General features: G+C 39.9%; 23 protein-coding genes, 1 pseudogene and 1 other annotated feature. Of the genes and pseudogenes, 16 read left to right on the top strand and 8 right to left on the bottom strand.

The window, feature by feature from the left end; genetic code table 11:
• The first annotated feature begins 5 nt into the window (after positions 1–5).
• Both BUB87_RS01230 and BUB87_RS01225 read left to right on the top strand, forming a co-directional pair.
• Positions 6–1,304: a phenylacetate--CoA ligase family protein gene (locus BUB87_RS01230; RefSeq protein ID WP_073341255.1), complete on the top strand. Its 1,299-nt coding sequence runs from the start codon at positions 6–8 to the stop codon at positions 1,302–1,304.
• Positions 1,305–1,316: 12 nt separating this feature from the next.
• On the top strand, positions 1,317–1,748 hold the full coding sequence (locus tag BUB87_RS01225) for an ACT domain-containing protein (RefSeq protein WP_073341254.1): 432 nt from the start codon (positions 1,317–1,319) through the stop codon (positions 1,746–1,748).
• A 65-nt stretch (positions 1,749–1,813) separates the two neighbouring features.
• Here the strand turns inward: BUB87_RS01225 and BUB87_RS01220 are convergent, their stop codons facing one another.
• Positions 1,814–3,913, bottom strand: coding sequence for a glutamine synthetase III family protein (locus BUB87_RS01220; RefSeq protein WP_073341253.1), 2,100 nt, complete (start codon positions 3,911–3,913; stop codon positions 1,814–1,816).
• 246 nt (positions 3,914–4,159) lie between these two features.
• Here BUB87_RS01220 and BUB87_RS01215 point away from each other — a divergent pair, with 246 nt between their 5' ends.
• Positions 4,160–5,224 carry a tetraprenyl-beta-curcumene synthase family protein gene (locus tag BUB87_RS01215; RefSeq protein ID WP_073341252.1) on the top strand — a complete coding sequence of 355 codons (1,065 nt, stop codon included), beginning with the start codon at positions 4,160–4,162 and terminating at the stop codon, positions 5,222–5,224.
• Here BUB87_RS01215 and BUB87_RS01210 read toward each other — a convergent pair whose 3' ends face one another.
• On the bottom strand, positions 5,225–6,223 hold the full coding sequence (locus BUB87_RS01210) for a polyprenyl synthetase family protein (protein ID WP_073341251.1): 999 nt from the start codon (positions 6,221–6,223) through the stop codon (positions 5,225–5,227).
• A 257-nt stretch (positions 6,224–6,480) separates the two neighbouring features.
• Positions 6,481–6,711: pseudogene (locus BUB87_RS01205) on the bottom strand (helix-turn-helix domain-containing protein); the annotation flags it as partial.
• Between the two features lie 134 nt (positions 6,712–6,845).
• Positions 6,846–7,097 (top strand) — a binding site (T-box leader).
• A 72-nt stretch (positions 7,098–7,169) separates the two neighbouring features.
• Between BUB87_RS01205 and pheA the strand changes: the two are divergent.
• Both pheA and aroF read left to right on the top strand, forming a co-directional pair.
• Positions 7,170–7,985 carry a prephenate dehydratase gene (pheA, locus tag BUB87_RS01200; protein ID WP_073341295.1) on the top strand — a complete coding sequence of 272 codons (816 nt, stop codon included), beginning with the start codon at positions 7,170–7,172 and terminating at the stop codon, positions 7,983–7,985.
• Between the two features lie 23 nt (positions 7,986–8,008).
• On the top strand, positions 8,009–9,013 hold the full coding sequence (aroF, locus tag BUB87_RS01195; protein ID WP_073341250.1) for a 3-deoxy-7-phosphoheptulonate synthase: 1,005 nt from the start codon (positions 8,009–8,011) through the stop codon (positions 9,011–9,013).
• Positions 9,014–9,221: 208 nt separating this feature from the next.
• On the opposite strand, the gene BUB87_RS01190 is transcribed toward aroF, so the two are convergent.
• Complete coding sequence (locus BUB87_RS01190; protein ID WP_073341249.1) at positions 9,222–9,509, bottom strand: DUF503 domain-containing protein; 288 nt, start codon at positions 9,507–9,509, stop codon at positions 9,222–9,224.
• A gap of 214 nt (positions 9,510–9,723) precedes the next feature.
• On the opposite strand from BUB87_RS01190, the gene BUB87_RS01185 reads away from it, so the two are divergent.
• The 7 genes from BUB87_RS01185 to BUB87_RS01155 all read left to right on the top strand — a co-directional run bounded on the left by BUB87_RS01185 (position 9,724) and on the right by BUB87_RS01155 (position 17,998).
• The gene (locus BUB87_RS01185; RefSeq protein ID WP_073341248.1) at positions 9,724–12,234 is read left to right on the top strand and encodes a DsrE/DsrF/DrsH-like family protein; all 2,511 of its coding nucleotides are present in this window, start codon (positions 9,724–9,726) and stop codon (positions 12,232–12,234) included.
• A gap of 50 nt (positions 12,235–12,284) precedes the next feature.
• Positions 12,285–12,569, top strand: coding sequence for an ArsR/SmtB family transcription factor (locus BUB87_RS01180; RefSeq protein ID WP_073341247.1), 285 nt, complete (start codon positions 12,285–12,287; stop codon positions 12,567–12,569).
• 111 nt (positions 12,570–12,680) lie between these two features.
• Positions 12,681–13,184, top strand: a complete 504-nt coding sequence (locus BUB87_RS01175; protein WP_073341246.1) for a hypothetical protein — start codon at positions 12,681–12,683, stop codon at positions 13,182–13,184.
• 59 nt (positions 13,185–13,243) lie between these two features.
• Positions 13,244–13,450, top strand: coding sequence for a small acid-soluble spore protein SspI (gene sspI / locus BUB87_RS01170; protein ID WP_073341245.1), 207 nt, complete (start codon positions 13,244–13,246; stop codon positions 13,448–13,450).
• Positions 13,451–13,588: 138 nt separating this feature from the next.
• Positions 13,589–14,662, top strand: coding sequence for a tartrate dehydrogenase (locus tag BUB87_RS01165; protein WP_073341244.1), 1,074 nt, complete (start codon positions 13,589–13,591; stop codon positions 14,660–14,662).
• Between the two features lie 13 nt (positions 14,663–14,675).
• The gene (locus tag BUB87_RS01160) at positions 14,676–16,823 is read left to right on the top strand and encodes a Tex family protein (RefSeq protein ID WP_073341243.1); all 2,148 of its coding nucleotides are present in this window, start codon (positions 14,676–14,678) and stop codon (positions 16,821–16,823) included.
• 20 nt (positions 16,824–16,843) lie between these two features.
• A complete protein-coding gene (locus BUB87_RS01155; protein WP_073341294.1) occupies positions 16,844–17,998 on the top strand; it encodes an amidohydrolase in 1,155 nt (384 codons plus the stop codon).
• 31 nt (positions 17,999–18,029) lie between these two features.
• On the opposite strand, the gene BUB87_RS01150 is transcribed toward BUB87_RS01155, so the two are convergent.
• The 4 genes from BUB87_RS01150 to BUB87_RS01135 are packed head-to-tail and all read right to left on the bottom strand — an operon-like array spanning position 18,030 to position 20,895.
• Positions 18,030–18,830, bottom strand: a complete 801-nt coding sequence (locus BUB87_RS01150; protein ID WP_073341242.1) for a metal ABC transporter permease — start codon at positions 18,828–18,830, stop codon at positions 18,030–18,032.
• Entirely contained in the window at positions 18,824–19,588 is a 765-nt protein-coding gene (locus BUB87_RS01145; RefSeq protein WP_073341241.1) for a metal ABC transporter ATP-binding protein, read from the bottom strand. Before BUB87_RS01145 ends, BUB87_RS01150 begins: the two co-directional genes overlap by 7 nt.
• Complete coding sequence (locus BUB87_RS01140; protein WP_073341240.1) at positions 19,588–20,466, bottom strand: metal ABC transporter substrate-binding protein; 879 nt, start codon at positions 20,464–20,466, stop codon at positions 19,588–19,590. The genes BUB87_RS01145 and BUB87_RS01140 overlap by 1 nt, the downstream gene beginning before the upstream one ends.
• 15 nt (positions 20,467–20,481) lie before the next feature.
• Positions 20,482–20,895 carry a Fur family transcriptional regulator gene (locus BUB87_RS01135; protein ID WP_073341239.1) on the bottom strand — a complete coding sequence of 138 codons (414 nt, stop codon included), beginning with the start codon at positions 20,893–20,895 and terminating at the stop codon, positions 20,482–20,484.
• Between the two features lie 153 nt (positions 20,896–21,048).
• On the opposite strand from BUB87_RS01135, the gene BUB87_RS01130 reads away from it, so the two are divergent.
• The 4 genes from BUB87_RS01130 to smpB are packed head-to-tail and all read left to right on the top strand — an operon-like array spanning position 21,049 to position 24,989.
• On the top strand, positions 21,049–21,534 hold the full coding sequence (locus BUB87_RS01130) for a methylated-DNA--[protein]-cysteine S-methyltransferase (RefSeq protein ID WP_073341238.1): 486 nt from the start codon (positions 21,049–21,051) through the stop codon (positions 21,532–21,534).
• Positions 21,534–22,847: a histone deacetylase family protein gene (locus tag BUB87_RS01125; RefSeq protein WP_073341237.1), complete on the top strand. Its 1,314-nt coding sequence runs from the start codon at positions 21,534–21,536 to the stop codon at positions 22,845–22,847. Before BUB87_RS01130 ends, BUB87_RS01125 begins: the two co-directional genes overlap by 1 nt.
• Complete coding sequence (locus tag BUB87_RS01120; protein ID WP_073341236.1) at positions 22,844–24,460, top strand: hydantoinase/oxoprolinase family protein; 1,617 nt, start codon at positions 22,844–22,846, stop codon at positions 24,458–24,460. Before BUB87_RS01125 ends, BUB87_RS01120 begins: the two co-directional genes overlap by 4 nt.
• A gap of 58 nt (positions 24,461–24,518) precedes the next feature.
• Positions 24,519–24,989, top strand: a complete 471-nt coding sequence (smpB, locus tag BUB87_RS01115; protein WP_073341235.1) for an SsrA-binding protein SmpB — start codon at positions 24,519–24,521, stop codon at positions 24,987–24,989.
• The last annotated feature ends 27 nt before the right edge of the window (positions 24,990–25,016 follow it).

The raw sequence follows: 25,016 nt of genomic DNA, 5'->3' as shown, positions 1-25,016 counted from the left end.
GGAGAATGTACTGGAATAAAACCATTGAATGCATGGATAAAGAATTGCTAAAAGAACTGCAGCTTAAAAGGTTAAAAGAAACTGTTAAAAGAGTTTATCATAATGTTCCTCATTATAGGGATAAAATGCAAAAAATAGGGTTGACCCCTGAAGATATAAAGACGCTGGATGATATTAAATTGCTTCCTTTTACTACTAAGGACGATTTGAGACAAACATACCCATTTGGTATGTTTGCGGTTCCTCTAAGTGAGGTTGTGAGAATTCACGCGTCGTCAGGCACCACGGGTAAGCCCACGGTAGTAGGTTACACCAGAAAGGATATTGATACATGGGCTGAGCTGGTGGCAAGAGCTATTGTTAGTGCAGGGGGAGGAAAGGATTCTATTATACAGGTGTCGTACGGATATGGTCTTTTTACAGGAGGGTTGGGCCTCCATTACGGGGCAGAAAGGGTTGGAGCAGTCGTCATACCTACATCCGGTGGCAATACTAAAAGACAGATAATGTTTATGAAAGATTTCGGTACGACAATTCTTGCGTGCACCCCTTCTTATGCTTTATATTTAGCTGAAGTCATGGAAGAAGAGGGGATAAAGCCAGAAGAACTCAAGCTAAAAGCAGGGATATTTGGTGCGGAGCCCTGGAGTGAGAACATGAGGAAAGAATTAGAGCAAAAGCTTCACATAACGGCATTAGATATTTTTGGAATGAGCGAATTGATAGGTCCTGGTGTGGCTATGGAATGCCAGTATAAAAATGGTTTACATGTTTATGAAGATTGTTTTATTGCGGAGATAATAGATCCCGTAACAGGGGAGGTTTTACCTGAAGGGGAAAAGGGTGAATTAGTTATAACAACTATAGCTAAAGAAGCTCTCCCTGTTATAAGGTATAGGACAAGGGATATAACGGCATTGCATACAGATGAGTGCCCATGTGGAAGAACTCATGCCAGGATAGAGAAAATTCTTGGAAGAACCGATGATATGCTTATTATAAGAGGCGTGAATGTATTTCCTTCTCAGATCGAAACGGCCCTCTTAAACGTCGGTGAAGTAGAACCACATTATCAACTGGTGGTTGATAGAATAGATAATTTGGACCAGCTGGAAGTATGGGTTGAGATCTCTGATAAATTTTTCTCCGATGAGGTAAAAGAGTTGGAGGATTTAAAAAGAAAAATAACTCATGAGATTTACTCCACCGTTGGCATAAATGTCGCGGTTAAGCTGGTGGAGCCTAAAACCATTGAAAGGTCAGAAGGCAAAGCTAAAAGGGTTATTGATAAAAGAAAGATATAGGAAGGTGATTACATGCTGGTTAAACAGGTATCAGTATTTCTTGAGAATAAGCCTGGCAGGCTCGCTGATATTACCAGATTGTTGGGCGATAATGGCATAGATATAAGTGCATTGTCGTTAGCTGATACGACGAATTTTGGAATACTGAGGATCATTGTGAATGACCCGGATAGAGCGGTTCGTATAATTAAAGAAAACGGATTTACAGTAAAGACTACAGAAGTACTGGCCGTTGAAGTGGAAGATAGGCCAGGTGGTCTTGCAAAGGTATTAAAGATATTAGAAGAACAAAACGTTAGTATAGAGTATGCTTATTCCTTTGTGAAAAGAAATGAAGATAAGGCGTATGTTCTTTTAAAAGTTGAACAACCTCAAAAAGTGGTAGAACTTTTAAAAGATACAGATTTGAGAGTGTTGACAGACGAAGAGGTATACGGATTATAATAACTAGAAGGAAAGTATAATAGTAAAAAAGAGAGTTGAATTTCAACTCTCTTTTTTTGGGTTATTTATACACTGAACAACATATCGGAATATGAGGGCAACGGCCATAGTTCTTTGTCTACCAATGTTTCGAGTTTATCTGCAATTTTCCTTACTTCGCCCATCTTTACAAACACTACATCCCTATAATAACAGGCCAGCTTATAGGAATCGCCTTCCATCTCTGATGCCTTTTCTACAGTCTGCTCCAATTCACCTATGCTCTTTTTAAAAGCCGCCGTCAAAGAAGATACTTCTTTTAGCAGTTCGGCTTGTGCGCTGGTATCCACATCTAAGCCGGTAGCTTTGATGGAATTTATGGATTCTGCCAGTTTTGTTGTAAAGTATATTACAGCAGGCAAAAGCTGACGTTTTGCTATATCCAGCATAGTTAAGGCTTCTATGTTTATGGTTTTGCTGTAGTTTTCCAGCATTATCTCGTATCTGGCTTCCAATTCAACTCTACTCAATACCCCGTGCTTTTCCATGACTCTGATATTCTTTTCGGCGATTAAGGCAGGAATAGCTTCTACGGTTGAACGAAGATTAGGCAAACCTCTCCTTTTGGCTTCTTCTACCCATTCTTCTGAGTATCCGTTGCCATTGAATATTATTCTCTTGTGGTTCTTTACTATTTCTTGCAATAGGTTTTGCACTTCTTCATCAAAGTTAGATGCATTCTCCAGTCTATCTGCTATTTGAGATAGCTCTTCAGCGACGATGGTATTAAGTATATAATTGGCTGTTGCTATTGATGCTGAAGAACCGATCATCCTGAATTCAAATTTGTTTCCTGTAAATGCAAATGGTGATGTTCTATTTCTGTCGGTACTATCTTTGGGCAATGCCGGCAAGGTTGAAACGCCTATCTTCAGCACGCCGCCTTCTTTGCTGCTGGTGGCTCCGCCATTTTCGATCTGTTCTAATATATCTGTAAGCTGTTCGCCCAGGAATATGGATATAATGGCAGGTGGAGCTTCATTGGCACCCAGTCGGTGGTCATTTCCAGGAGATGCTGCGGCAACTCTGAGCAGGTCAGCGTACTCATCGATAGCCTTGATTACAGCGCAAAGAAATACAAGGAACTGGGCATTCTCATGAGGTGTTTTACCTGGATCCAGAAGATTTTGCCCGTCGTCTGTGCTCATGGACCAGTTATTGTGTTTGCCCGAGCCATTGACACCCTCAAAAGGTTTCTCATGTAGCAGACATACAAGCCCATGCCTTAAAGCCACCTTTTTCATGATTTCCATGGTCAATTGATTATGGTCTGTAGCAATGTTTGTCGTGGTGAATACAGGTGCCAATTCATGCTGCGATGGCGCGACTTCGTTATGCTTTGTTTTGGCTGAAACACCTAGTTTCCACAATTCCTCATCTAATTCCTTCATGTATGCCAGTACTCTCTCTTTTATTGAAGCAAAGTAGTGGTCTTCCATTTCCTGGCCTTTGGGCGATTTTGCCCCAAAGAGGGTCCTACCAGTGAGGATAAGGTCTTTCCTTTTATCGTACATGCTTTTATCTATCAAGAAATACTCCTGTTCAGGACCAACCGTGGTAATAACTTTTTTAGCCGTGGTGTTGCCGAATAAACGCAACACGCGAAGTGCCTGTTTTGAAAGTGCCTCCATTGACCTCAGCAGAGGAGTTTTAAGGTCCAGAGCTTCACCGGTATAAGAACAAAAGGCCGTAGGAATATACAGTGTATTATCTTTTACAAAAGCCGGCGACGTGCAATCCCATGCGGTATATCCCCTTGCCTCAAATGTAGCTCTGAGACCGCCAGATGGAAAGGAGGATGCATCGGGTTCACCTTTTATCAATTCCTTGCCGGAAAACTCCATAATAACCCTGCCGTCAGAGGTGGGAGATATGAAAGAATCATGCTTTTCAGCTGTTATACCTGTCAGCGGTTGAAACCAGTGGGTAAAATGAGTAGCGCCTTTTTCTATCGCCCAATCTTTCATAGCATTGGCGACCACTTCTGCCACCTGTGGATCAAGAGGAAGCCCTTCGTCGATAGTTTTTCTCAATGCCTTGTATGTGGCCTTTGGAAGCCGTTCTCTCATAACTGAATCGTTGAAAACATAAGAGCCAAACATTTCGCTTGGTAAGTTTTGCATCATCAAATATCCTCTCCTTCAGAAAATATTAGTTTACTGGTAAAACAAAAAAACAAAGGCACTCCACCCTTCCGAATGAAACGCCTTTGTTTCATTTACAATCCATATATTATTTTTCTGATATTAATCATAGCATCTTTTTCTCTAAAATACAAGTATTTTTTAAAGATAAAGATAAAAATTCTGCAACAACGTTAACAATAAAATTGTAAATAATATAAATAAGTACAAATTTAGAGGAGGATATTAATGGAGATAAAGGATAATTTATACCAAGCGAGATTGATATTTGATTACGTTACAAAGGTATTCCCCATTGTAGATAATGAGGTAAATGATTATATGGCGCTGGCTAAAAATATACCAGACTTTGAGTTGCAAAGACAGGCTTTGAATAGCATTGAAACTAAAAAATTTCACTGTATCGGCGGGAGTGTTTATGCACTTTATCCGTCTGTCGATAAAAAAAATATGGTTCATTTTGTGACGGCATATCAGACGATAAGCGATTATCTGGATAATCTATGCGATAGAGCAGGAGAATATGATGAGATGGCTTTTAGACAGCTGCATAAAGCCATGACGGATGCGCTGGATCCTGAATCAGAGCTGGTAGATTACTATAAATACTATCCATATAAAGATGATGGAGGATATCTAAATTATCTTGTGACTCAGTGCAAAAATTATATTGAAATGTTGCCTTCATATGATGTCATTAAAAATGATGCTTTGTATCTTGCCCAATTGTATTCGGACTTACAGGTATATAAACATATATCGCTGGAAGCAAGGGAAAAGAAGATGCGGCAATGGTTTAATAAGTACATTTCAGAACATCCCGATATCAATGGATGGGAATTTTCTGCGGCTACAGGTTCTACATTGGGTGTATTTATGTTGGCAGCCTTAGCCCATAAAGCCGACTTAGATCAGGAAGAAGTAGAAGATGTTCTCAAAGCATATTTTCCCTGGATATGTGGTCTACATATTTTGTTGGATTATTATATTGATTTATATGAAGATATAGAAGAAGGGGATTTAAACTTTGTAAGCTATTATGAAACCAATAAAAAATGCGAGGAGCGCTTAAGCTATTTTTTGACGAACGCATTACAACGATCTATGAAACTAAAATATCCTCTATTTCACCATACTATAGTGGAAGGGCTTATAGCTATGTATTTATCTGATCCAAAGGCAAAGATAAATGCCCACAAAGAAATAACCCGGCGGCTTATAAAAAAGGCAGGGAGGTTTGCCGGATTACTATACTATATATGCCTTGGTTTGAGGAAAGCGTCAAAATTATAATCAAAATGTTCTGTAGAGCACTTCGTCAGATAAGCGCATTAGCATTGTTTTATACACCGAATCAGGAATTCCATCTAGGGCTTCTTTGGCTTTCTGCACAAAATATGTTGCTTTTTGGTAAACTTCTGTAATAATCCCTGATTGCTCCAAATCATTTATTAATTCAAGTTTGATATCTTTTGTTATGGTTTTATCTTTTAGTTTTGTCATATACTTATCCTTAATTCGAGGGTTTTGTAATAGATATATAAAAGGTAGGGTTAAATTGCCCTGCTCTATGTCTTGGGCAAGAGGTTTGCCTATCATTTCTTTTTTCCCCATAACATCTAACAGATCATCGATTATTTGAAAGGCGTACCCTATAAATATGCCGTATTCGCCCATCTTTTTTATTTCATCAACGGAGGCATTGCTACTTTGAGCACCTGCTTTACAACAGGCCGATAGAAGTGACGCTGTTTTTTTGCTTATTCGTTCAAAGTAGTGATCTTCAGATACTTTTATATTGAAGAGGTCACGGGCTTGAAGCATTTCGCCTGCACATAATTCCTGAATTGCTGTGACTACGTATTCCATCTGCTTGTACAGTTTATTTTTTGATAGTATCTCAAAAGCTTTGGCAAATAAAAAATCACCGGCCAGTACTGCTGCATGGTTCCCTAAAAGACTGTTAACTGTTGGCATATTCCTTCTATAATCTGATTTATCAATAATATCATCGTGTATCAGCGAAGCAGTGTGTATTACCTCTGCTACTACTGCGGAGTTGATCATCTCGTCATTCATTGCAGAAAAACACAAACCAGATAATAGTACTAACTTTGGCCTGATTTTTTTGCCGGATAAGAGAAATTTCCTTAGCAAGACCTTGATAAAATCATCGCATTCTTCTACAATGGATGATAATCTATTTTCGACAATTTTTATGGCACCGGTTATGTCGTATAAATTCTCTATATCGAGATTTTCTACAAAAGCATTATTTTGAGTTGAAAGCATATGTCACCACTCCATGATCTATTTATAAGTTATTTTTTCTATGGTTTCTAAAATTTATACGCTTTTTTGTACACTTCTCTTTGCAATCTAACTGGGACAAGGGCTGATATAACACATCTCAAAGTTATTTACCGATGCTACTGAATTTTTGGGAAAGTGACCTATTTGGAGAAACATAATAAAATACGAATTGTGGGTCTTAAATTGCAATATTAAATGCGACACATTTTTTGGAAAACCGATGTGTCGCTCATTAGAAGTATCTTTTGCTCAGCATATTTGAGGAAGGATTCAACTTGGGGGATCTTACTTTTTCGGCCACAGAAAGAGCGATTCTTCTCATATACCGCCTGGCCAGTTTCAGGGAAATATGCTTCATACGTAGTTAGATCTGTGCGGCGTTGAGTTGTAGTGCCACGTTTTATTTCGCGGTAAATGGTGCTGCGATGACGGCCAAGTTTTTTAGCGATTTGAGTCGGTGAGAATCCCGGGTTTCATGCTATGGTTCAACTATTTTTTGGTGTCGCATTTAATTTTACAATTAACCTTATGATAGAGTTACGTAAAAAACTGTTGACATGGAAGCAAGATTAATATATTATATTAGAAAAGACAGAAAATAATAAAAACGATGACAGAGGAAAGTAGGTATACCGGAAGGTTATAGCGAGTCAGGGATGGTGGAAGCCTGATACTGCGATGGTATATTGAAGTTCCCTCTCGAGTTGCCAGTTGAAAACCGCTATAGGCGGTGAGTAGATGGGGCCGGAGATTTCACCGTTAAAAGAAATGGAGTATGTTAGTACTCTTAATGAGCGAACCTGTCTATACAGGTTAATAAAGGTGGTACCGCGGGTAACCTCTCGTCCTTATGGATGAGAGGTTTTTTAGTTATAAATTTAGTTATAAAAAAGCTGGCCAGCTTAATGAAAGAGGAGGGTGTGACTTGAAATTATCTTTCCTTGGTCCAAAAGGCACGTTTACAGAAGAAGCCTGTATAAAATATGATAGTGTGTCTGAACACATAGAATATCCTACCATTGATATGGTTGTGGCATCTGTCAGGGATAGAAAAACCGATGAAGGGATTGTACCTATTGAAAACTCTATAGAAGGTTCTGTAAATCTTACACTGGATACCATACTGGAAGAACAGGAGTTGTTTATTAAAGGCGAGGTACTGTTGCCAATAAGGCACAATTTGGTTTCAAAATGCAGTGATTTACAAGAGATAGAAATAGTCATATCCCATCCCCATGCGTTGGCCCAGTGTTATAGGCATATCAAGGAACTTTTGCCTGGAGTAGAAATCGCAACGGCAGAGAGCACTGCAAAGGCAGCTTTTATTGCATCGCAGGAAGGAAGGGGTATTGCTGCTATTGCTACCCTTAGAGCAGCTCAATTATATGATTTGAATGTACTTGTAAGAGATATTCAAGACTTTGATAACAATATTACGCGATTTATAGTTGTATCCCGAGAAGAAAATTCTGTGAGGGGCGATTGCAAAACCTCTATAGTGTTCTCTACCGAAAATAAGCCGGGTAGTCTTTACAATGTATTGAAAGAATTTGCGATTAGAGGTTTAAATTTAACAAAAATTGAATCCAGACCATCTAAAAAGAGTTTTGGCGAATACATTTTCTTTGTAGACGTGGATGGACATAAAGATGATGAACTTATGAAAGAAGCTCTTAAAGCGGTTAGATCTATAACCAGCTATTTCAGGATCTTGGGTTGTTACCCGAAAGGTAGATTATAATAAAAGGTGAGGGGGATTGCAATATGGTAATTGTCATGAAGCCGGAGGCTAAAAAGGCGGATATAGATAAAGTAGTAAGATATGTAAGCAACCTTGGCCTGACACCTCATGTAATAGAAGGACAGGAACGTTCAGTTATAGGGGTTATTGGTGATGTCAGCATATTGCTAGACAAACCTATCACAACCATGGATGGCGTTGAAAATGTGGTCAGGATATCTGTCCCGTATAAACTTGCCAGCAGGATGCTTAAACCTGAAGACACTGTGATTAAAATAGGTAGTGTAAAAATTGGCAGTGGAAACTTCGTCATAATGGCGGGACCTTGTGCGGTGGAGAGCTATGAGCAGATGATTGAGACGGCAAAAGCGGTTAAAAAATCAGGAGCGACGGTATTGAGAGGTGGTGCGTATAAACCTAGGTCCTCACCTTATTCTTTCCAGGGTTTAGAAGAAGAAGGTCTGAAGATATTAAAACAGGTTGGCAAAGAAGTGGATATGCTGACTATAAGCGAGGTTGTGAATACTCAGCATGTGGAATTGGTTGCGGAATATGTTGACATACTTCAGATTGGTTCTAGAAATATGCAAAATTTTCAACTACTAACAGAAGTGGGCAAGGCTAAAAAGCCTGTGATGCTCAAAAGGGGATTGTCGTCCACTATCGAAGAATGGCTTAATGCAGCTGAATATATCATGAAAGAAGGTAATTATGATGTGATCCTCTGTGAAAGAGGGATAAGAACCTTTGAGACCTATACGCGCAACACATTGGACCTAAATGCGGTGGCCGCCGTCAGGCGCTTGAGTCATTTACCTGTTGTGGTAGACCCAAGTCATGGTACAGGCAGAAGAGAACTTATAGGGCCCATGTCCAGAGCGGCAGTAGCCGCAGGAGCTGACGGTCTTATTATAGAGGTGCATCCTCATCCTGAGGAAGCTTTATCTGATGGAGCTCAATCCTTGACACCAGCTGAATTTGATGTGGTATGTCAAGAGGTTCAGCGCATTTTAAGCGTGATGAGATAGTGAATGGGGATAAAGTTGTGACATAATGTTAAAACCTCCGTATTATAATAAAGGTTTTTAGGAATGAATTAGAGGGCATCCGAGAAAAGATGCCCTTTATGTGTGAACGCGACATGCACGCAATCTGGACGGCAAGAGTCTGTTTTGAAGACAGGATGATAGTGATTCTCTCATGGATTTTCTTAAGATGAAAAGAGCTCAACATTTTTCACAGTGAAATTATTTCTTTTTCTACATTACTAACATAAGCATCTGTGCTCTTTTCAATAAAGTTCAAAACATCCTCAATTATATTATCGGCATAAACGTAATCACTGCCTATACAGGCGATTCCTAGCACAATTGATTGGTGCAAATCCTGATTTCCTATTTCTGCAATCGAGACATTAAATTTATTTCTTACTTTACTCGCCAGGCTTTTTATAATCATCCTTTTTTCTTTTAAAGAATGTACCCAGTTAGCTACGAGATAAATCTTTATAGTTCCCACGTACATAAGAAAAAATAAGTTATCTCCTTTCTTTCATCACAGTTGAGAAAACTTCTTTTTATCTTACCTCATTATAAACCAGTTTGACAAGATTGTAAATTCAGCGGCTGCTTCCAAATTTATTTGTATATTGTTTAAAATAGAACGATAAATTATTGACAATTTATAAAGTATATCGTAATATTAATATATACAGATAATATGATAAGAGGTGTTAGCCATGAAGGTACTGATTGTAGGAGGCGTGGCGGGCGGTGCATCTGCTGCAGCCCGTTTGAGAAGGTTAGATGAGAATGCGCAGATAATTATGTTTGAAAGAGGGCCATATATCTCTTATGCCAACTGTGGCCTTCCTTATTACATCGGTGAGGTAATAAAAGAAAAGTCGAAGTTGCAGGTACAGACTCCGGAAGCCATGTCTAAAAGATTCAACATAGATATAAGGGTAAACAGTGAAGTAATAAAAATTTTGCCACAAGAAAAAGCAGTTCTGGTTCACGATCTGGTTAATGATAGGATATACAAGGAAACCTATGATAAGCTTTTGCTGTCGCCGGGAGCTGAACCTATAAAGCCCAACATACCGGGCGTGGATAGCGACAGGGTGTTTACATTGAGAAACATACCTGATACCTACAGAATAAAAGATTTTATCGATAGTAAAAAGCCTAAAAATGCTGTTGTGGTTGGAGCTGGATTTATTGGGCTGGAGCTAGCTGAAAATCTTCACAACGTAGGGATAAATGTAAGCATAGTGGAACTGGCTGATCATGTGATAGGGCCTATGGATTTTGATATGGCAGCTTTGGTTCACCACCATATAGAATCGAAAAATGTGGGATTGTATTTAAATGATGGGGTAAAAGCGCTGTATCATTATGACGACTATTCTGAAGTAGAATTAAACAGCGGGAAAAGAATTAAAACTGATATGATTGTGTTGGGAATAGGTGTAAGGCCTGAGGTCAAACTGGCTAAGGAGGCAGGTCTCGCGTTAGGCAGCAGGGGTGGCATAAAGGTCAACCAGTATATGCAGACATCTGATCCTGATATATATGCAGTCGGTGATGCCATTGAAGTAAAAGACTTTATAAACGGCAGTGATACATTGATACCGCTGGCAGGTCCTGCTAACAAACAGGGGCGAATTGCTGCTGACAATATAGCGGGTCGAAAGTCAGAATACAAAGGGACTCAAGGTACATCCATCTTAAAAGTTTTTGATCTCACTGTGGCTTTTACGGGCAATAATGAGCGGGCTTTGAACAACGCAGGGTTAAAATATCAAAAAATTATAATACATCCTAGTTCTCATGCGACCTATTATCCTGGTGCTCTGCCTATGTCTATAAAGTTGCTTTTTTCAGAGGACGACGGAAAGGTGCTGGGGGCACAGATAGTAGGTTATGAGGGTGTGGACAAGCGCATAGATGTTATAGCTACTACGATTCGTGCGGGCATGACAGTTTTTGATCTTGAAGAACTGGAACTGGCATATGCACCTCCATATTCATCAGCCAAAGACCCCGTTAATATGGCAGGCTTTGTGGCTGCTAACGTGTTAAGGGGCGACTGCGACGTCATTCACTGGGATGCTGTTGAGAAAAGGGATAAAGAGAGGACATTCCTCATCGATGTGCGTACGCCTTTGGAGTATAGCCTTGGAACCATTGAAGGTGCTGTAAATATACCTGTTGACAATTTAAGAAATAGATTAGAGGAGATTCCCAGGGATAAAGAAATAATCATTTTCTGCCAGGTAGGATTGAGGGGCTATATAGCTTGTAGAATATTGATGCAACATGGATTTAAATCTGTAAAAAATCTCAGCGGTGGATATAAGACATATGAAGCTGTAACCAAAAAATTGACTCATGAGGGTATAATAGAGTATGACGAACAGATGAATCCGGAAAAGGTTGATGAATCGAAGTTGAAGGATTTAGAAGCAAAAAAAAAACTAGATAACCAGATCAATAATAGTGTAGTTGATGGCAATATAAAGGTGACACTATCAGTGGATGCCTGCGGTCTTCAGTGCCCTGGACCTATAATGCAGACGTATAATGCTATAAAGTCTATGAATACCGGTGAGATTCTTGAGATCAAGGCATCAGATCCCGGTTTTGAAAACGACATAAAGGTATGGTGTGAGAGAACGGGAAATCAGCTCCTTGATTTGAAGTGGGAGAATAAGACCATAGTTGCCCTCATTAAAAAGGGTGAGGAAGAAAATAAATCCGTAGCTTCAGAATCAGTTAACCACGATAAAGCAATAATAGTATTCAGCGGAGATCTGGATAAAGCTATAGCTTCATTTATAATAGCCAATGGCGCTGCATCAATGGGACGGAAGGTGACCATGTTCTTTACATTCTGGGGATTAAATGTATTGAGGAAACCTGAAAAAGTATCGGTATCCAAGGATTTTATAAGCAGGATGTTTGGTATGATGATGCCCAGGGGCTCAAAGAGGTTAAAGCTTTCCAAGATGAATATGGGCGGGATAGGCGCAAGGCTTATACGTTATATCATGCAGAAAAAGAATGTTACCTCTTTGGAGGATCTGATTCAGCAAGCTATGAAAAATGGTGTAAAGATCGTAGCATGCAATATGTCTATGGATATCATGGGTATAAAAAAAGAAGAATTGATTGATGGCGTAGAAGTCGGTGGCGTAGCTTCATTTATAGGTGCTGCTGAGCGTTCAGATACTACATTATTTATCTAAGAGTCTTTTTGCGGTAAATAAAATTACTTGCATAAGAAAAAGGTGAAATCATGAAAGAAATTGTAGATATAGAAAAATATGAAGCAATTGTTCATAAGCTGAAGGCTATTGCGCACCCTTACAGGTTGTGTATTGTGCGTGGTCTTATAATGGATGATGGCTGTAATGTATCTACCATGCAAGAGTGCTTAAAGTTGCCCCAATCCACGGTATCACAACATTTAGCAAAATTAAAGGCAGCGGGGATCGTAGAGGGTGAACGCAAAGGCCTGGAAATATGCTATAAGGTGGTAGATGAGGACATCAAAAAAATAGTTAAGGTCCTATTTGATTGATTTTAAACAAAGGACTGTGAATATTTTTGCTAAGTAAAACATTCACAGTCCTTTTTGTTATGTTCAAAAATTTGGGGTATGATATAATGAAAGAAAAAAGGAGAGATTGGAATGGGTAGAGTTGAAGGAAGGATAGGAGGGGCAATTGGAGGATATGATATCAGAGCCACGGTTCAAAATGGTAAAATAACGGGTAGAATAGGTGGAGTTTTCGTAGGTGATGATTTAAATATAGAGTATTCTCTGGAAGGCGGATATATAAAAGGCCGTGTAGGAGGAATATTCATAGGTAGAAACATAGAAGGGCGTATAAACTTGAGCAGCCTTAACGCGAGAATCGGAGGAATATTTGATGGCAACGATATAAGGCTTAGTATAGAAAATGGCCGCGTAAAAGGGCGATGTGGAGGAGATGTATTGGGGTTTGATGTGGACTTGAGCTTTGATGGCGATAGAGCCGTAGGCAGGTTGGGTGGAGAAGTTATTGGGATGGACGTTAACGCTTTAGTGGAAGATGTGGAGCCTATTGTGGCATCTACGCTTTTTGTTGTCACGTATTACATGTATCAGGTAAATCACAGAAACAGCGGCAGCGGGAGTTCCTCTGCTAATTAATAATATTATTGTTTTTATCAGGGAACTATATATAATGAATTGGCGAGGAGGTGTATGAGGTGGATATAATAGCTGCTGTGATAAATAATTTGAAAGGAAAAACCAAGGATGAATTGAGAAACATAATCGACGATGCCGTAGCTAGCAAAGATGAGAGCACAATACCAGGCCTCGGTGTGGTATTTAGTGCCACGTGGAAACACATGAGCGAGGTTGAAAAAAATCAGGTAATGGATTATGTGGATAGAGGATTAAAGGCTACATAATCAATAGAAATTGTTTAAGCTGGCATAGATAAGAGTTCTTTGCCAGTTTTATTTTTTTATTATATAATATGATTGTGATTTTAATGTAAAATTGCATATCCATCATAAGGTTAATAAATTGGGAAGGAGTAAACTGATATGAATAAACACAGGATAGCGGTGATACCTGGTGATGGTATCGGCGTTGATGTGATAAATGAAGGAATAAAAGTAATAGATACCGCAAAGGAATTGACGGGTGGCTTTGATGTGGAGTACACTCACCTGCCCTGGAGCTGCGAGTATTATCTGAAAACAGGCAGGATGATGCCGGAGGACGGCCTTGATATATTGAAAGATCACGAGGCCATATACCTGGGAGCTGTGGGATTTCCCGGAGTGCCTGATCACATATCCCTCTGGGGACTATTATTGCCTATAAGAAAGGAATTTGATGAGTACATAAATTTGAGACCGATTAAGCTGTTGAAAGGTATCCAGAGCCCTTTGAGGAAAGGACCTGAAGACATAGATTTTGTGGTTGTAAGGGAGAACGTAGAAGGGGAGTATTCTGGTGCCGGTGGAATTGTTCATCAAGGGACCCCATCTGAGACTGCTATTCAAACCTCTATATTTACGCGAGTAGGTACTGAAAGAGTTATAAGATACGCTTTTGAGCTGGCCAGGAAAAGAGGTGGTAAAAAGAGCCTTATATCAGCTACTAAATCCAATGCGCTGAACTACAGCATGGTGTTCTGGGATAGGGTATTTAACGAAGTGGCAAAAGATTATCCTGATGTGACTGCAAGGCTGATGCACGTCGACGCCCTGGCGGGCTATTTCATATTAAAACCTGAGCAGATAGACGTGGTGGTGGCGTCCAACCTGTTTGGCGATATTCTTACAGACCTGGGTTCTGCCATGCAGGGCAGCATAGGCATCGCGCCCAGCGCTAATATAAACCCTGAGAAGAAGTACCCCTCTATGTTTGAGCCTGTGCACGGTTCTGCTCCAGATATAGCGGGCAAAGGCATAGCAAATCCTATAGGAGCCATATGGACTGCATCAATGATGCTGGATTTCTTAGGTGAAAGCGATGCTGCAAGATTGGTATTTAAAGCCATGGAGGCCGTAACAGAAGAGGGAACTTATCTCACAGCCGACCTTGGTGGGAAAGCTACTACGCAGCAGGTAGGAGAAGCGGTAAGAAACAAAATGAGACAACTGGTGTAATGGGGTATTGGCTATGGATTTGATTGTGCAGCTGTTGTGCGATGAGTTTAAATTAAAAGAATTTCAGGTTGTCAATACTATAAAGCTCATAGATGAGGGAAATACCATTCCCTTTATAGCCAGGTACAGAAAAGAAGTCACAGGTAACCTGAGCGACGAGGTATTGAGGGATTTTTACGATAGGCTTACTTATTTAAGAAATTTAGAGCAGAGAAAACAGGACGTCATAAGGCTTATCGATGAACAGGGTAAACTCACCGATGAGCTTAAAGAAAAAATATTATCTTGTGTAACCCTTCAGGAGGTAGAGGACCTCTACAAGCCTTACAGGCCCAAGCGCAGGACCAGGGCTACCGTCGCTAAAGAAAAGGGATTAGAACCTTTGGCTGTTTTTCTCATGGAACAGAGGGCTTCAGGTGATGTGATAAAAGAAGCTGAGAAGTATATAGATTCTGAAAAAGGTGTAAACAGCGCAGAGGAGGCAATAGCCGGTGCTATAGACATAATAGCAGAGAATATATCCGATGATGCTGACATCGTAAGGCTTATAAGGTCGGTTACATATAAGGAAGGATTGATAGTTACAAAAGGGCAAAAAGATGAAGGTTCCCCTTATGATATGTATTATGATTACAGTGAGAAGGTATTTAGCATCGTATCACACAGGATTTTAGCTATAAACCGTGGAGAAAAAGAAGGTTATCTGTCTGTAAAGATACAGGTGGACGAAGAGAAGCTCATCGACATGATAAAGAAGCGCATCGTAAAAGGAGACAGTATATCCCGAGGCTATTTAGAAAAAGCCTGTGAAGATGCCTATAAAAGGCTTATAGCTTCCTCAGTAGAAAGGGATATAAGGTCCCAGCTCACGGAGAAGGCCGAAGAACAGGCTATAAAGGTATTTAGAGAAAATCTGAGAAGACTTTTACTGCAGCCTCCTGTAAAAGGAAAGGTAGTCATGGGCTTTGATCCCGCTTACAGGACCGGATGCAAGATAGCGGTAGTAGATGAAACCGGTAAACTCCTGGATACAGCTACGGTTTATCCCACGCCGCCGCAAAACGAAACCGAAAGTGCAAAGCAGATTTTAAAAGAATTGATTTACAAATATGGTGTTGATATCATATCTTTAGGGAATGGGACGGCATCCAGAGAAAGCGAGCTTTTTATATCTGAGCTGATATCAGAACTGGATAGAGATGTAAAATACTGTATTGTGAGTGAGGCAGGAGCGTCGGTTTATTCAGCATCAAAGTTGGGCACGGAAGAGTTTCCTGACATCAATGTCTCATTGAGGGGAGCTATATCTATAGCCAGAAGGCTTCAGGATCCGCTGGCAGAATTGGTGAAAATAGATCCTAAATCTATAGGAGTAGGACAGTATCAGCACGATGTAAATCAAAAAAAGCTGGAAGAAGCTTTAAATGGGGTGGTCGAAGATTGTGTGAACAGCGTGGGAGTTGACCTGAATACTGCGTCTTATTCTCTTTTAAGATATGTGTCAGGGATAACACCTGCGCTGGCAAAGGCTATTGTGGAATATCGATCTGAGATAGGGGCTTTTACTTCGAGAGAACAGCTAAAGTCCGTGAAAAGGCTAGGAGATAAGACCTTTGAGCAATGCGCAGGGTTTTTGAGAATACCTGGGGGTGAAAATATTCTGGACAATACAGCGGTTCATCCTGAATCTTATGGGGTGGTTGAAAACCTCGTGGCACTGTATGGCTACAGGATGAAGGATTTAGATGAGAAGAAGTTGCAGGAAATCGCTAATGACGCTAAAAGACAGGACATAGAAGATCTAGCACAGAAGCTAGGCATAGGTGTTCCTACTTTAAGCGATATATTAAACGAGATGGCCAAACCGGGTAGAGACCCCAGGGATGAATTGCCACCGCCTATATTTCATAAAGAGGTTATGACCATCGAACAACTGAGACCTGGTATGGTGCTGACGGGTACCGTAAGAAATGTGGTGGACTTTGGGGCTTTTGTGGACATCGGTGTCCATCAGGATGGCCTTATTCACATATCGGAGATAAGCGATAAATTCGTAAAACACCCGCTGGATGTCCTTTCTGTAGGGGACATCGTGAAGGTAAGGGTGCTGGATGTGGATTTAAAGCGCAACAGGATTTCTCTGTCTATGAGAGGAATATAAATGTGGGAGGAGGAGAGAAATTGCTTCTTATCAAAAACGGAAGGATTTATACCATGTCAGGTGAGGACTATGAGTGCGGCGACGTACTAATTGATGGCCAAAAGATCGTAAAAGTTGGTAAAGATCTGTCTGCGCCTGGTGCCAAAGTCATTGATGCTGAGGGAATGATTGTCATGCCAGGCATCATAGATGCTCACTGCCACATAGGTATGTGGGAGGACGCAGTGGGTTTTGAAGGGGCTGATGGCAATGAAGCTACAGAACCTGTAACTCCTGAGCTCAGGGCCATTGATGGCATAAACCCCATGGATCGCAATTTCCAGGAGGCCAGGGAAGCGGGCATAACCTCTGTGGTAACTGGGCCTGGCAGTGCCAATGTCATAGGAGGGCAGTTTGTTGCCATGAAGACCTATGGTCACAGGGTTGATGATATGATCATCAAAGAGCCTGTGGCGGTTAAGGTGGCCTTTGGAGAAAACCCCAAATCTGTTTACAATGATCACAAGAAAATGCCCACTACCAGAATGGCTATTGCGGCGTTGTTGAGGCAGCAGCTTATAGAGGCGCAGGAGTATATGGAAAAACTGGAGCACGGTAAGGAAGATCCTGATAAAAAGCCTGAGCGGGACCTGGGATTAGAGGTGCTTATAAAAGTGTTAAAAAGGGAAATCCCATTAAAAGCCCACGCTCACAGGGCTGACGATATATTCACCGCTATAAGGATAGCCAAGGAGTTTAATGTCAAATTGACGCTGGATCACTGCACTGAAGGACACCTTATAGCAGAGGATCTGAAGAAAGAAGGGTATCCGGCCATAGTAGGTCCATCCCTTTCGGAGAGGTCGAAAGTAGAGCTGAGAAACCTTACGTTTAAGACGCCGGGCATCCTTGCTAAAGCCGGTGTTACAGTAGCTCTTATGACGGATCATCCGGTGATACCCATACAGTACCTGCCTTTGTGTGCTGGTCTGGCGGTAAGAGAAGGCATGGACTATTACGAGGCTCTAAAGGCCATCACCATAAATCCTGCCAGGATAATCGGGATAGATGATCGAGTAGGCAGTATCCAAGAGGGCAAAGATGCAGATATTGCTATATTTGATGGAGATCCTCTGGAAATAAAAACCAGGTGTGTTTATTCTATTATAAACGGTCAGATAGTGTACGAGCGATAGGTGGGAATATAAAATAAAACCCCTAGTTTTCTCAAAGACGGGGCTTTAATATGTTTGTAAAACCTAAAATCAAAAGAGCGATTGCTACAATAGTACCACCTGGTGATAGATTTAAATAGTAGGATACTATTATACCAACGAATACTGATATGAATGAAAACAGTATGGAATAAAACAATGTCTGTTTAAAACTCTTGGCAATTTTAAGACTGGCAGCAGGAGGTATTACCATGAGAGCTGATACCAGAAGCGCACCTACTATCTTCATTGAGACCGCGATGGTGATGGAGACTAGTATAGTAAATACCATATTTATAGTGCTTATAGGTATACCTGATACGCCTGCTGCTTCTTCGTCGAAAGCTATGTAAAGCAGTTCTTTGTATATTAAAACTATTGTTATAACTACCACGATACCCAGTACTATTATAATTTTAATATCAGCGGTGGTCACAGAAATGATGCTGCCCCATAAATAGCTCACTACGTTTGTGGCCCGGCTTCCTGCTAGGCTTAAAAGCAACACTGCCAGGGCTATCCCACCTGACATAACCACAGCTATGGATATTTCTGAATATCTGAAGTATGATTTTCTCAACTTTTCTATTCCAAAGGATGAAAGTAAAACGAATATCACTGAGCTTATAGTTGGATTTGTACCCAATAGCATCCCGCCGGCTATGCCAGCTAGGGCTACATGGGACAGGGTGTCGCCCATCTGAGATAAACGCCTCAATACCAGATAATTACCCACAAGGGGAGCTATTATTGAAATAATTGCCCCGGCTATAAAGGCCCTTATCATAAAATCATAAGAAAATATGCTCACAATTTTTCACCACCGTGTTCGTGTTTTTCTAATTTTACAGGGTATCCGTATAAATCCGAAGCCCCTGCCTCCAGCAAGTCAATAGCTGTACAGTGTTCGTTTACTTTTCCGCCTGAGAGGCATATAATTCTGCTTACCTTTTCTGTGATTGCCATGATATCATGGGTTACCATTATAATCGTTATACCTGCTTTGTTCAGTTTTTCTAAGAGATCAAAAAGGTTTTTTTCGGATCTGGCATCGATGCCGACTGTTGGTTCGTCTAGAATTAAGATCTGTGGGTCAGATACGATAGATCTGGCTATAAATACCCGTTGCATCTGCCCCCCTGAAAGATTTCCTATAAGTGTGTCCTTGTGTTCATACATATCTACGATTTTGAGAGCATCATGGACTTTTTCACGATGTATAGCTCCTGGCTTCTTAAATAATCCAATGCTGGCGTAAAGGCCCATCATCACCACTTCAAATACTGTGGCCGGAAATGATAAATTAAAAGAAAAAGACCTCTGGGGCACGTAACCTATTAGATGTTTTTGCTTGAGTTTATCTATGCTTTCGCCAAATATATATATTTGACCCCGAGAGGCTTTGAGCTTACCTATAATCAGGTTCATAAGGGTACTTTTACCAGAGCCATTGGGACCTATCACGCCGATAAATTCTCCTTTTTTAATTGTAAGAGACACATCATTTAATACCTGGTTTTGTCCATAGGAAAAACTGACGTTTTTGACTTCGATGATATTTTCCACAGCCATCACTCCAGTGCTTTTTTTAGGTTATTTAAATTTTCTCTCATAAGCGAAAAATAATCTTTACCTTCTTTTATTTCACTTTGCGTTAAACCCTCTATAGTATTAAGTGGAAGCACTTGAACATGAGTATCTGCTGCGATGGTTTTTATAGCTTTAGGGGATGTCAGAGGTTCTGTGAATATATACTTGATTTTGTTTTTCTTTATATAATCCATTACGTAAGCCACTCTGGATGGAGAAGGCTCTTGTTCATCGCTTAGACCTGTCAATGATATTTGCTTTAGCCCGTAATCTTGTGCCAAATAATCAAACGCTGAGTGATATACGATAAAAGACTTTTTTGAGGTGTTTTTAAGTTCTTCAGAATAATCCTTGTTCAGTTTTTGCAGTTGATTTTTTATGTTTTCATAATTTTTTTCGTAATACGCTTTGTTTTTATTATCAATAGATATCAATGCGTCTTTTATATTTCTGGCTATTATTATAGCTCTACTGGGAGAAAGCCATATGTGGGGATTTATAGCGTTGCCTTCTTTTATTAATGGGACCCCCTTAGATACATTTATAAACTTTGTTTGAGATCCATTTTGTGCTTTTACAGCCCATGAATCTAAATCGAGGCCAATGTACAGTACAAGGCTGGCATTTGACATTTCAGCTACATTTTTTGTGGTGGGTTCCCACTCGTGGGGTTCAACGCCAGGAGGGATAATGTTTTTTACGCTTAATTTATTTCCAGCTATCTTTTGTGTGAAGTCATAAAGCGGATATATTGTCGTATATACGATTTTTTTGCCACTAACATTTTCTGCATTTTTATTACATGCCGCAGATAACATTAACACAGCTACTAATAACAATACGAGAACAACTTTTTTCATATTAATACCTCCGCGTCAATTGTTTGACTGGCATTTTTTGCAAATACCATAGATTTCTAATTTATGATCTAAAATTTTAAAATCATCTAGATTATTTACGCAATAGTCTAAAGGGCATATCTGCAACTCGAAAGAATTACCACATTTAACGCACTGTAATGTATGAGAGTGAATACTCTTTTTCATTTCATAGAGGGTATTATTCCCAATACTTGTGGAATTTAATATATTGATATCGCATAACAACTGCAGATTTCGATACACCGTATCCAGACTTATTTGTGGGAATATCTCTTTGACCCTTTCATATACATCTTTTACGGGAATGTAGCCGTCTACCTGTAAAAAGATATCAATTAAAATTTCCCTTTGAGGCGTTAACTTGTAATGATGATTTTTTAAACAGCTAACGGCCTCCTCTTTTGTCATAATATCACCTCTTAAATAAGAATATATTACTATTTAGTATAGTAATATTAATTAATTGTTTTGTCAACATATTTCATATTAGAATCATCTATTGTATTCTAACGATAAAGGATATATAGTATTAAGTAGAAATAATTTATAAGGTGTGATAAGATGTTCTTTATTTCAACGATGGAGACTGTTATAGGTAAAATCTATATTGCATCCAGCTCAAAAGGGCTCTCTAAAATAAGTTTTGACAGTGATGAGTTTAGAAAATGGCTTGAAGGTAGGGGAAAAGAATGGAAGTACGATGAATCTAAAAATTTAGAAGTGGCGAGGCAATTAAATGACTATTTTAACGGTGCTCTCAAAAAATTTGAGGTGGACCTTGACATAGTGACTACGGACTTTCAGAGATCTGTATACGATGTCCTCATGAAAGTACCTTATGGACAATTGGTTTCGTACAAGGATATAGCTGTAAGCATTCATTGTCCTAGAGCCTGTAGGGCTGTGGGAGGGGCTGTACATCGCAATCCTGTACCTATAATCGTGCCATGCCACAGGGTTATAAACAGCAATGGGACTATCGGGGGATTTGCGTATGATATAGATTTAAAAAAGAAACTTTTGAGGATAGAGGGGGTGGTGCTGTAGTGGTACTTAAAGCTCAAAATACCCTGGGAGTTGTTTTCTTTCCTGCATATGATTGGGCTATCTCACCTACTCATCCAGAGAGAGAAGAGCGGCTGTTGTATACTCACGATCAAATAATGGAAGAAGGCATCTTTGACATTGAAGGCATATGGGAGATTAATCCTGACATTGCAGGTGAAAAGGATGTAAACCGCGTACACATATGCGTTCCTGATGTAAAAACGAGGGCAACGCAATCCCACCTTATATCTGCAGGTGGAGCCATAAGAGCGGCGGAGGCTGTCATGGAGAGGAAAGTGGATAAGGCTTTTGCTGTCGTAAGGCCACCAGGCCATCATGCCCATAGAGTAGTGTGGGGTGATAGGGGTTTTTGCATTATAAACAATGAAGCGATTATGATTGAATATATTAGGAGAAAATATGGGAATATGAAAGTAGCTATTGTAGATACCGATTGTCATCATGGCGATGGGACGCAGGACATATTCTGGCATGACAAAAATACCCTCTTTATATCCCTTCATCAGGATGGCAGGACGCTTTATCCTGGAACTGGTTTTCCTGATGAGCTGGGTGGTCCCAATGCTTACGGGTATACACTAAACATACCATTACCGCCAGGGACTACAGACGAAGGTTATTTATATGTAATCGATCATGTGGTGCTACCTGTTTTATCGGAATTTAAACCCGACCTGGTGATAAATTCCGCTGGGCAGGATAACCATTATAGCGACCCTATTACCAATATGGCTATATCAGCAAGAGGTTATGCTGAATTGAATAAGAGATTGGATCCTGACATTGCGGTATTAGAAGGAGGGTATTCCATTGAAGGCGCTTTGCCGTATGTTAATCTAGGGATTATGCTGGCTATGGCAGGACTTGATTTTAGTGGCATAAAAGAGCCTGATTACAGGGAAGAGATATCAAAGCAGTCACCCCGCGAGATGGATTATATAAAGAAGGTCTGCGATATAGTTTATGACAATTGGCGACAAAAGGATGCATTAAGGGAGCGCTATGTAAAAGGAAGGGATATTGTACGGCGGCAGAGGAGAATATATTACGATACTGATAATATCATGGAATATCAGGAAGAAACGACGTGGGTTTGTTATCATTGTTCAGGCCTTACGTGTATCCAATCTTATGCAAATGGAGAAACTGTATACGCTATTACTATCCCTACAGATGCCTGCGACAGCTGCTACGAAAAGGGTGTTGAAGAATGGGAAAAGGCACAAAAAAAGTATAAAATGATATACTTGCAGGATAAGAAAAATGACTTATTTGAGAAGGTGGTAATATGATAATAGGCCTTGATGTTGGCGGAACTAATGTGGATGTGGTGGCTATAGAAAAAGGTGAGATTGTAGCTAGCGAAAAGATACCTATAGAGAGGGAATATCTATCTGAAAATATATTTAATGCTCTTAGAAAGGTTATAAAAAAGAACAGCGATATAGAACGCATAACCATAAGTACCACCCATTGTACTAATGCAATTGTAGAAGGGAATGTACAACCTGTAGCCATGATTTTAGAACCGGGTCCTGGTATTTGTCCTTCTGAGTACTTTGATGTGAATTATTGCAGTATATCAGGCTATATTGATCACAGAGGTACTGAAATCGCCCCAATAACAAAAGAGGATATAAATAGGGTGAGAAAATACGTTGAAGACTATGAATATATAGGAATTGCAGGTAAGTTTTCTGTGCGAAATCCCTCCCATGAGAATTATATAAAGGATAATCTGATAGGAAATTTTAAACATATTACGTTGGGTCATGAGCTTTCGGGTACGTTGAACTTTCCAAGGCGAGTTAATTCTACGTATTTAAATAGCTGTGTTCACAAAATCTATAAGCACTTTGTAGATTCCTTGAAAAGTGCCCTTAAGGAAATGGGCATATTATGTCCTGTGTATGTTCTAAAAGCTGATGGAGGGACTATGGACCTGGAGGCTTCTGTGAGATTTCCTCTAAATACCATATTGTCTGGTCCTTCTGCAAGTATAATGGGAGTCCTGGCTTTAACTGATGTGGATGAAGATGCTGTATCGCTGGATATAGGGGGAACCACGACTGATATTTCATTTTTCATCGATGGTGTTCCTGTTTATGAACCAAATGGAATAGAGATAGGCGGTTATAAAACCGTGGTCAAAGCTCTGTATTCACGGTCAATTGGCATAGGAGGGGATAGTACTGTCAGGCTTAAAGATGGCCGTTTACTTGTAGGGCCACAGAGATTAGATAAAGCCATGGCATTGGGAGGAAAATATCCTACGCCTACTGATGCTTTTAATGTGCTGGGGTTTTGCAACTATGGGGATATATCCAAGTCTTATAAAGGCATGGAACAAATCGCTCAAGAAATGGGTATTGATGTAAAGACCGTCGCTTACAAAATATACGACATGGTTTGTGATGCGATTGTAAGTGAGATAAATAGGTCCATGGAAGAGATCAACAACAAACCTGTGTATACGGTAAAAGAATTGATATCTGGGAGAAAGGTCAAACCTAAAGCGGTAATAGCCGTAGGAGGACCTGCAAAGGCGATAGTTGGTAAAATCGCGTCGATCCTAAACCTAAAACCTGTGGTGCCGCGGATGTACCAGCTTGCTAATTCTGTAGGTGCAGCCTTAAGCCGCGTTACGACAGAGATAACATTGCTGGCTGACACAGAAAAGGGCTTTATGGTTATACCTGAGAAAGGTATAGAAAAAAGAATAGATAGAAATTTTAGCTTAAGAGAAGCCAGGGATATAGCTCTAAATATATTAAAAAGCCAGGGAGATGGCAGGATAATAGAAGAACAATGTTTTAATATGGTCAGAGGATTTTATACCGTGGGTAAAAATATAAGAATAAAAGCAGCTATAAAGCCAGGGTTGATCGATAGTAATCGTATTTGACACCGATATATTATTCTGTTATAATAAATTGTACAAGAGAGGTCGTGGGTGTTGAAATATGGCGGAAGACAATATAAAGATTATAGCAGAAAACAGAAAAGCTTATCATGATTATTTCATAGAAGAAAGATATGAGGCTGGTATAGTACTTGCAGGTACGGAAGTAAAATCTATAAGAGCAGGTAGGGTTAATTTAAAAGATAGCTTTGCAAGGGTAGAGGACAATGAGGTTTGGTTGTATAATATGCATGTAAGCCCATATGAAAAGGGCAATATATACAATAAGGATCCGCTGCGCACCCGTAAATTGCTTTTAAACAGGCATGAGATAAATAAACTGGCGGGATATGTGCAAAAAGGCGGTTATACTCTTGTACCACTTAAGATATATTTAAAGCGTGGTCTTGTAAAGATTGAACTGGCTGTAGCAAAAGGCAAAAAGATTTATGATAAAAGAGATGTGATAGCAAAGAAAACGGCTCAAAGGGAAATGGAAAAAGAATTTAAAGTTCGCAATATAGGAATGTGATTTTAAGATTTTTAAGATAGTATTTAA

Origin of the sequence: Caldanaerobius fijiensis DSM 17918, assembly GCF_900129075.1 — a bacterium.
Classification (GTDB): Bacteria; Bacillota; Thermoanaerobacteria; order Thermoanaerobacterales; family Caldanaerobiaceae; genus Caldanaerobius; species Caldanaerobius fijiensis.
This window is presented reverse-complemented; position numbering and strand designations above follow the sequence as displayed.

Excerpts from the sequence above, each read along its gene's own strand:
- BUB87_RS01145 (WP_073341241.1), bottom strand. The coding sequence starts at position 19,588 with ATGGCTGTGGAAAATATCATCGAAGTCAAAAACGTCAGTTTTTCCTAT.
- BUB87_RS01215 (WP_073341252.1), top strand. The coding sequence starts at position 4,160 with ATGGAGATAAAGGATAATTTATACCAAGCGAGATTGATATTTGATTAC.
- BUB87_RS01220 (WP_073341253.1), bottom strand. The coding sequence starts at position 3,913 with ATGATGCAAAACTTACCAAGCGAAATGTTTGGCTCTTATGTTTTCAAC.
- BUB87_RS01185 (WP_073341248.1), top strand. The coding sequence starts at position 9,724 with ATGAAGGTACTGATTGTAGGAGGCGTGGCGGGCGGTGCATCTGCTGCA.
- aroF (WP_073341250.1), top strand. The coding sequence starts at position 8,009 with ATGGTAATTGTCATGAAGCCGGAGGCTAAAAAGGCGGATATAGATAAA.
- BUB87_RS01165 (WP_073341244.1), top strand. The coding sequence starts at position 13,589 with ATGAATAAACACAGGATAGCGGTGATACCTGGTGATGGTATCGGCGTT.
- BUB87_RS01225 (WP_073341254.1), top strand. The coding sequence starts at position 1,317 with ATGCTGGTTAAACAGGTATCAGTATTTCTTGAGAATAAGCCTGGCAGG.
- BUB87_RS01230 (WP_073341255.1), top strand. The coding sequence starts at position 6 with ATGTACTGGAATAAAACCATTGAATGCATGGATAAAGAATTGCTAAAA.
- BUB87_RS01140 (WP_073341240.1), bottom strand. The coding sequence starts at position 20,466 with ATGAAAAAAGTTGTTCTCGTATTGTTATTAGTAGCTGTGTTAATGTTA.
- BUB87_RS01160 (WP_073341243.1), top strand. The coding sequence starts at position 14,676 with ATGGATTTGATTGTGCAGCTGTTGTGCGATGAGTTTAAATTAAAAGAA.
- BUB87_RS01130 (WP_073341238.1), top strand. The coding sequence starts at position 21,049 with ATGTTCTTTATTTCAACGATGGAGACTGTTATAGGTAAAATCTATATT.
- BUB87_RS01135 (WP_073341239.1), bottom strand. The coding sequence starts at position 20,895 with ATGACAAAAGAGGAGGCCGTTAGCTGTTTAAAAAATCATCATTACAAG.
- BUB87_RS01175 (WP_073341246.1), top strand. The coding sequence starts at position 12,681 with ATGGGTAGAGTTGAAGGAAGGATAGGAGGGGCAATTGGAGGATATGAT.
- BUB87_RS01120 (WP_073341236.1), top strand. The coding sequence starts at position 22,844 with ATGATAATAGGCCTTGATGTTGGCGGAACTAATGTGGATGTGGTGGCT.
- smpB (WP_073341235.1), top strand. The coding sequence starts at position 24,519 with ATGGCGGAAGACAATATAAAGATTATAGCAGAAAACAGAAAAGCTTAT.
- BUB87_RS01210 (WP_073341251.1), bottom strand. The coding sequence starts at position 6,223 with ATGCTTTCAACTCAAAATAATGCTTTTGTAGAAAATCTCGATATAGAG.
- BUB87_RS01180 (WP_073341247.1), top strand. The coding sequence starts at position 12,285 with ATGAAAGAAATTGTAGATATAGAAAAATATGAAGCAATTGTTCATAAG.
- BUB87_RS01190 (WP_073341249.1), bottom strand. The coding sequence starts at position 9,509 with ATGTACGTGGGAACTATAAAGATTTATCTCGTAGCTAACTGGGTACAT.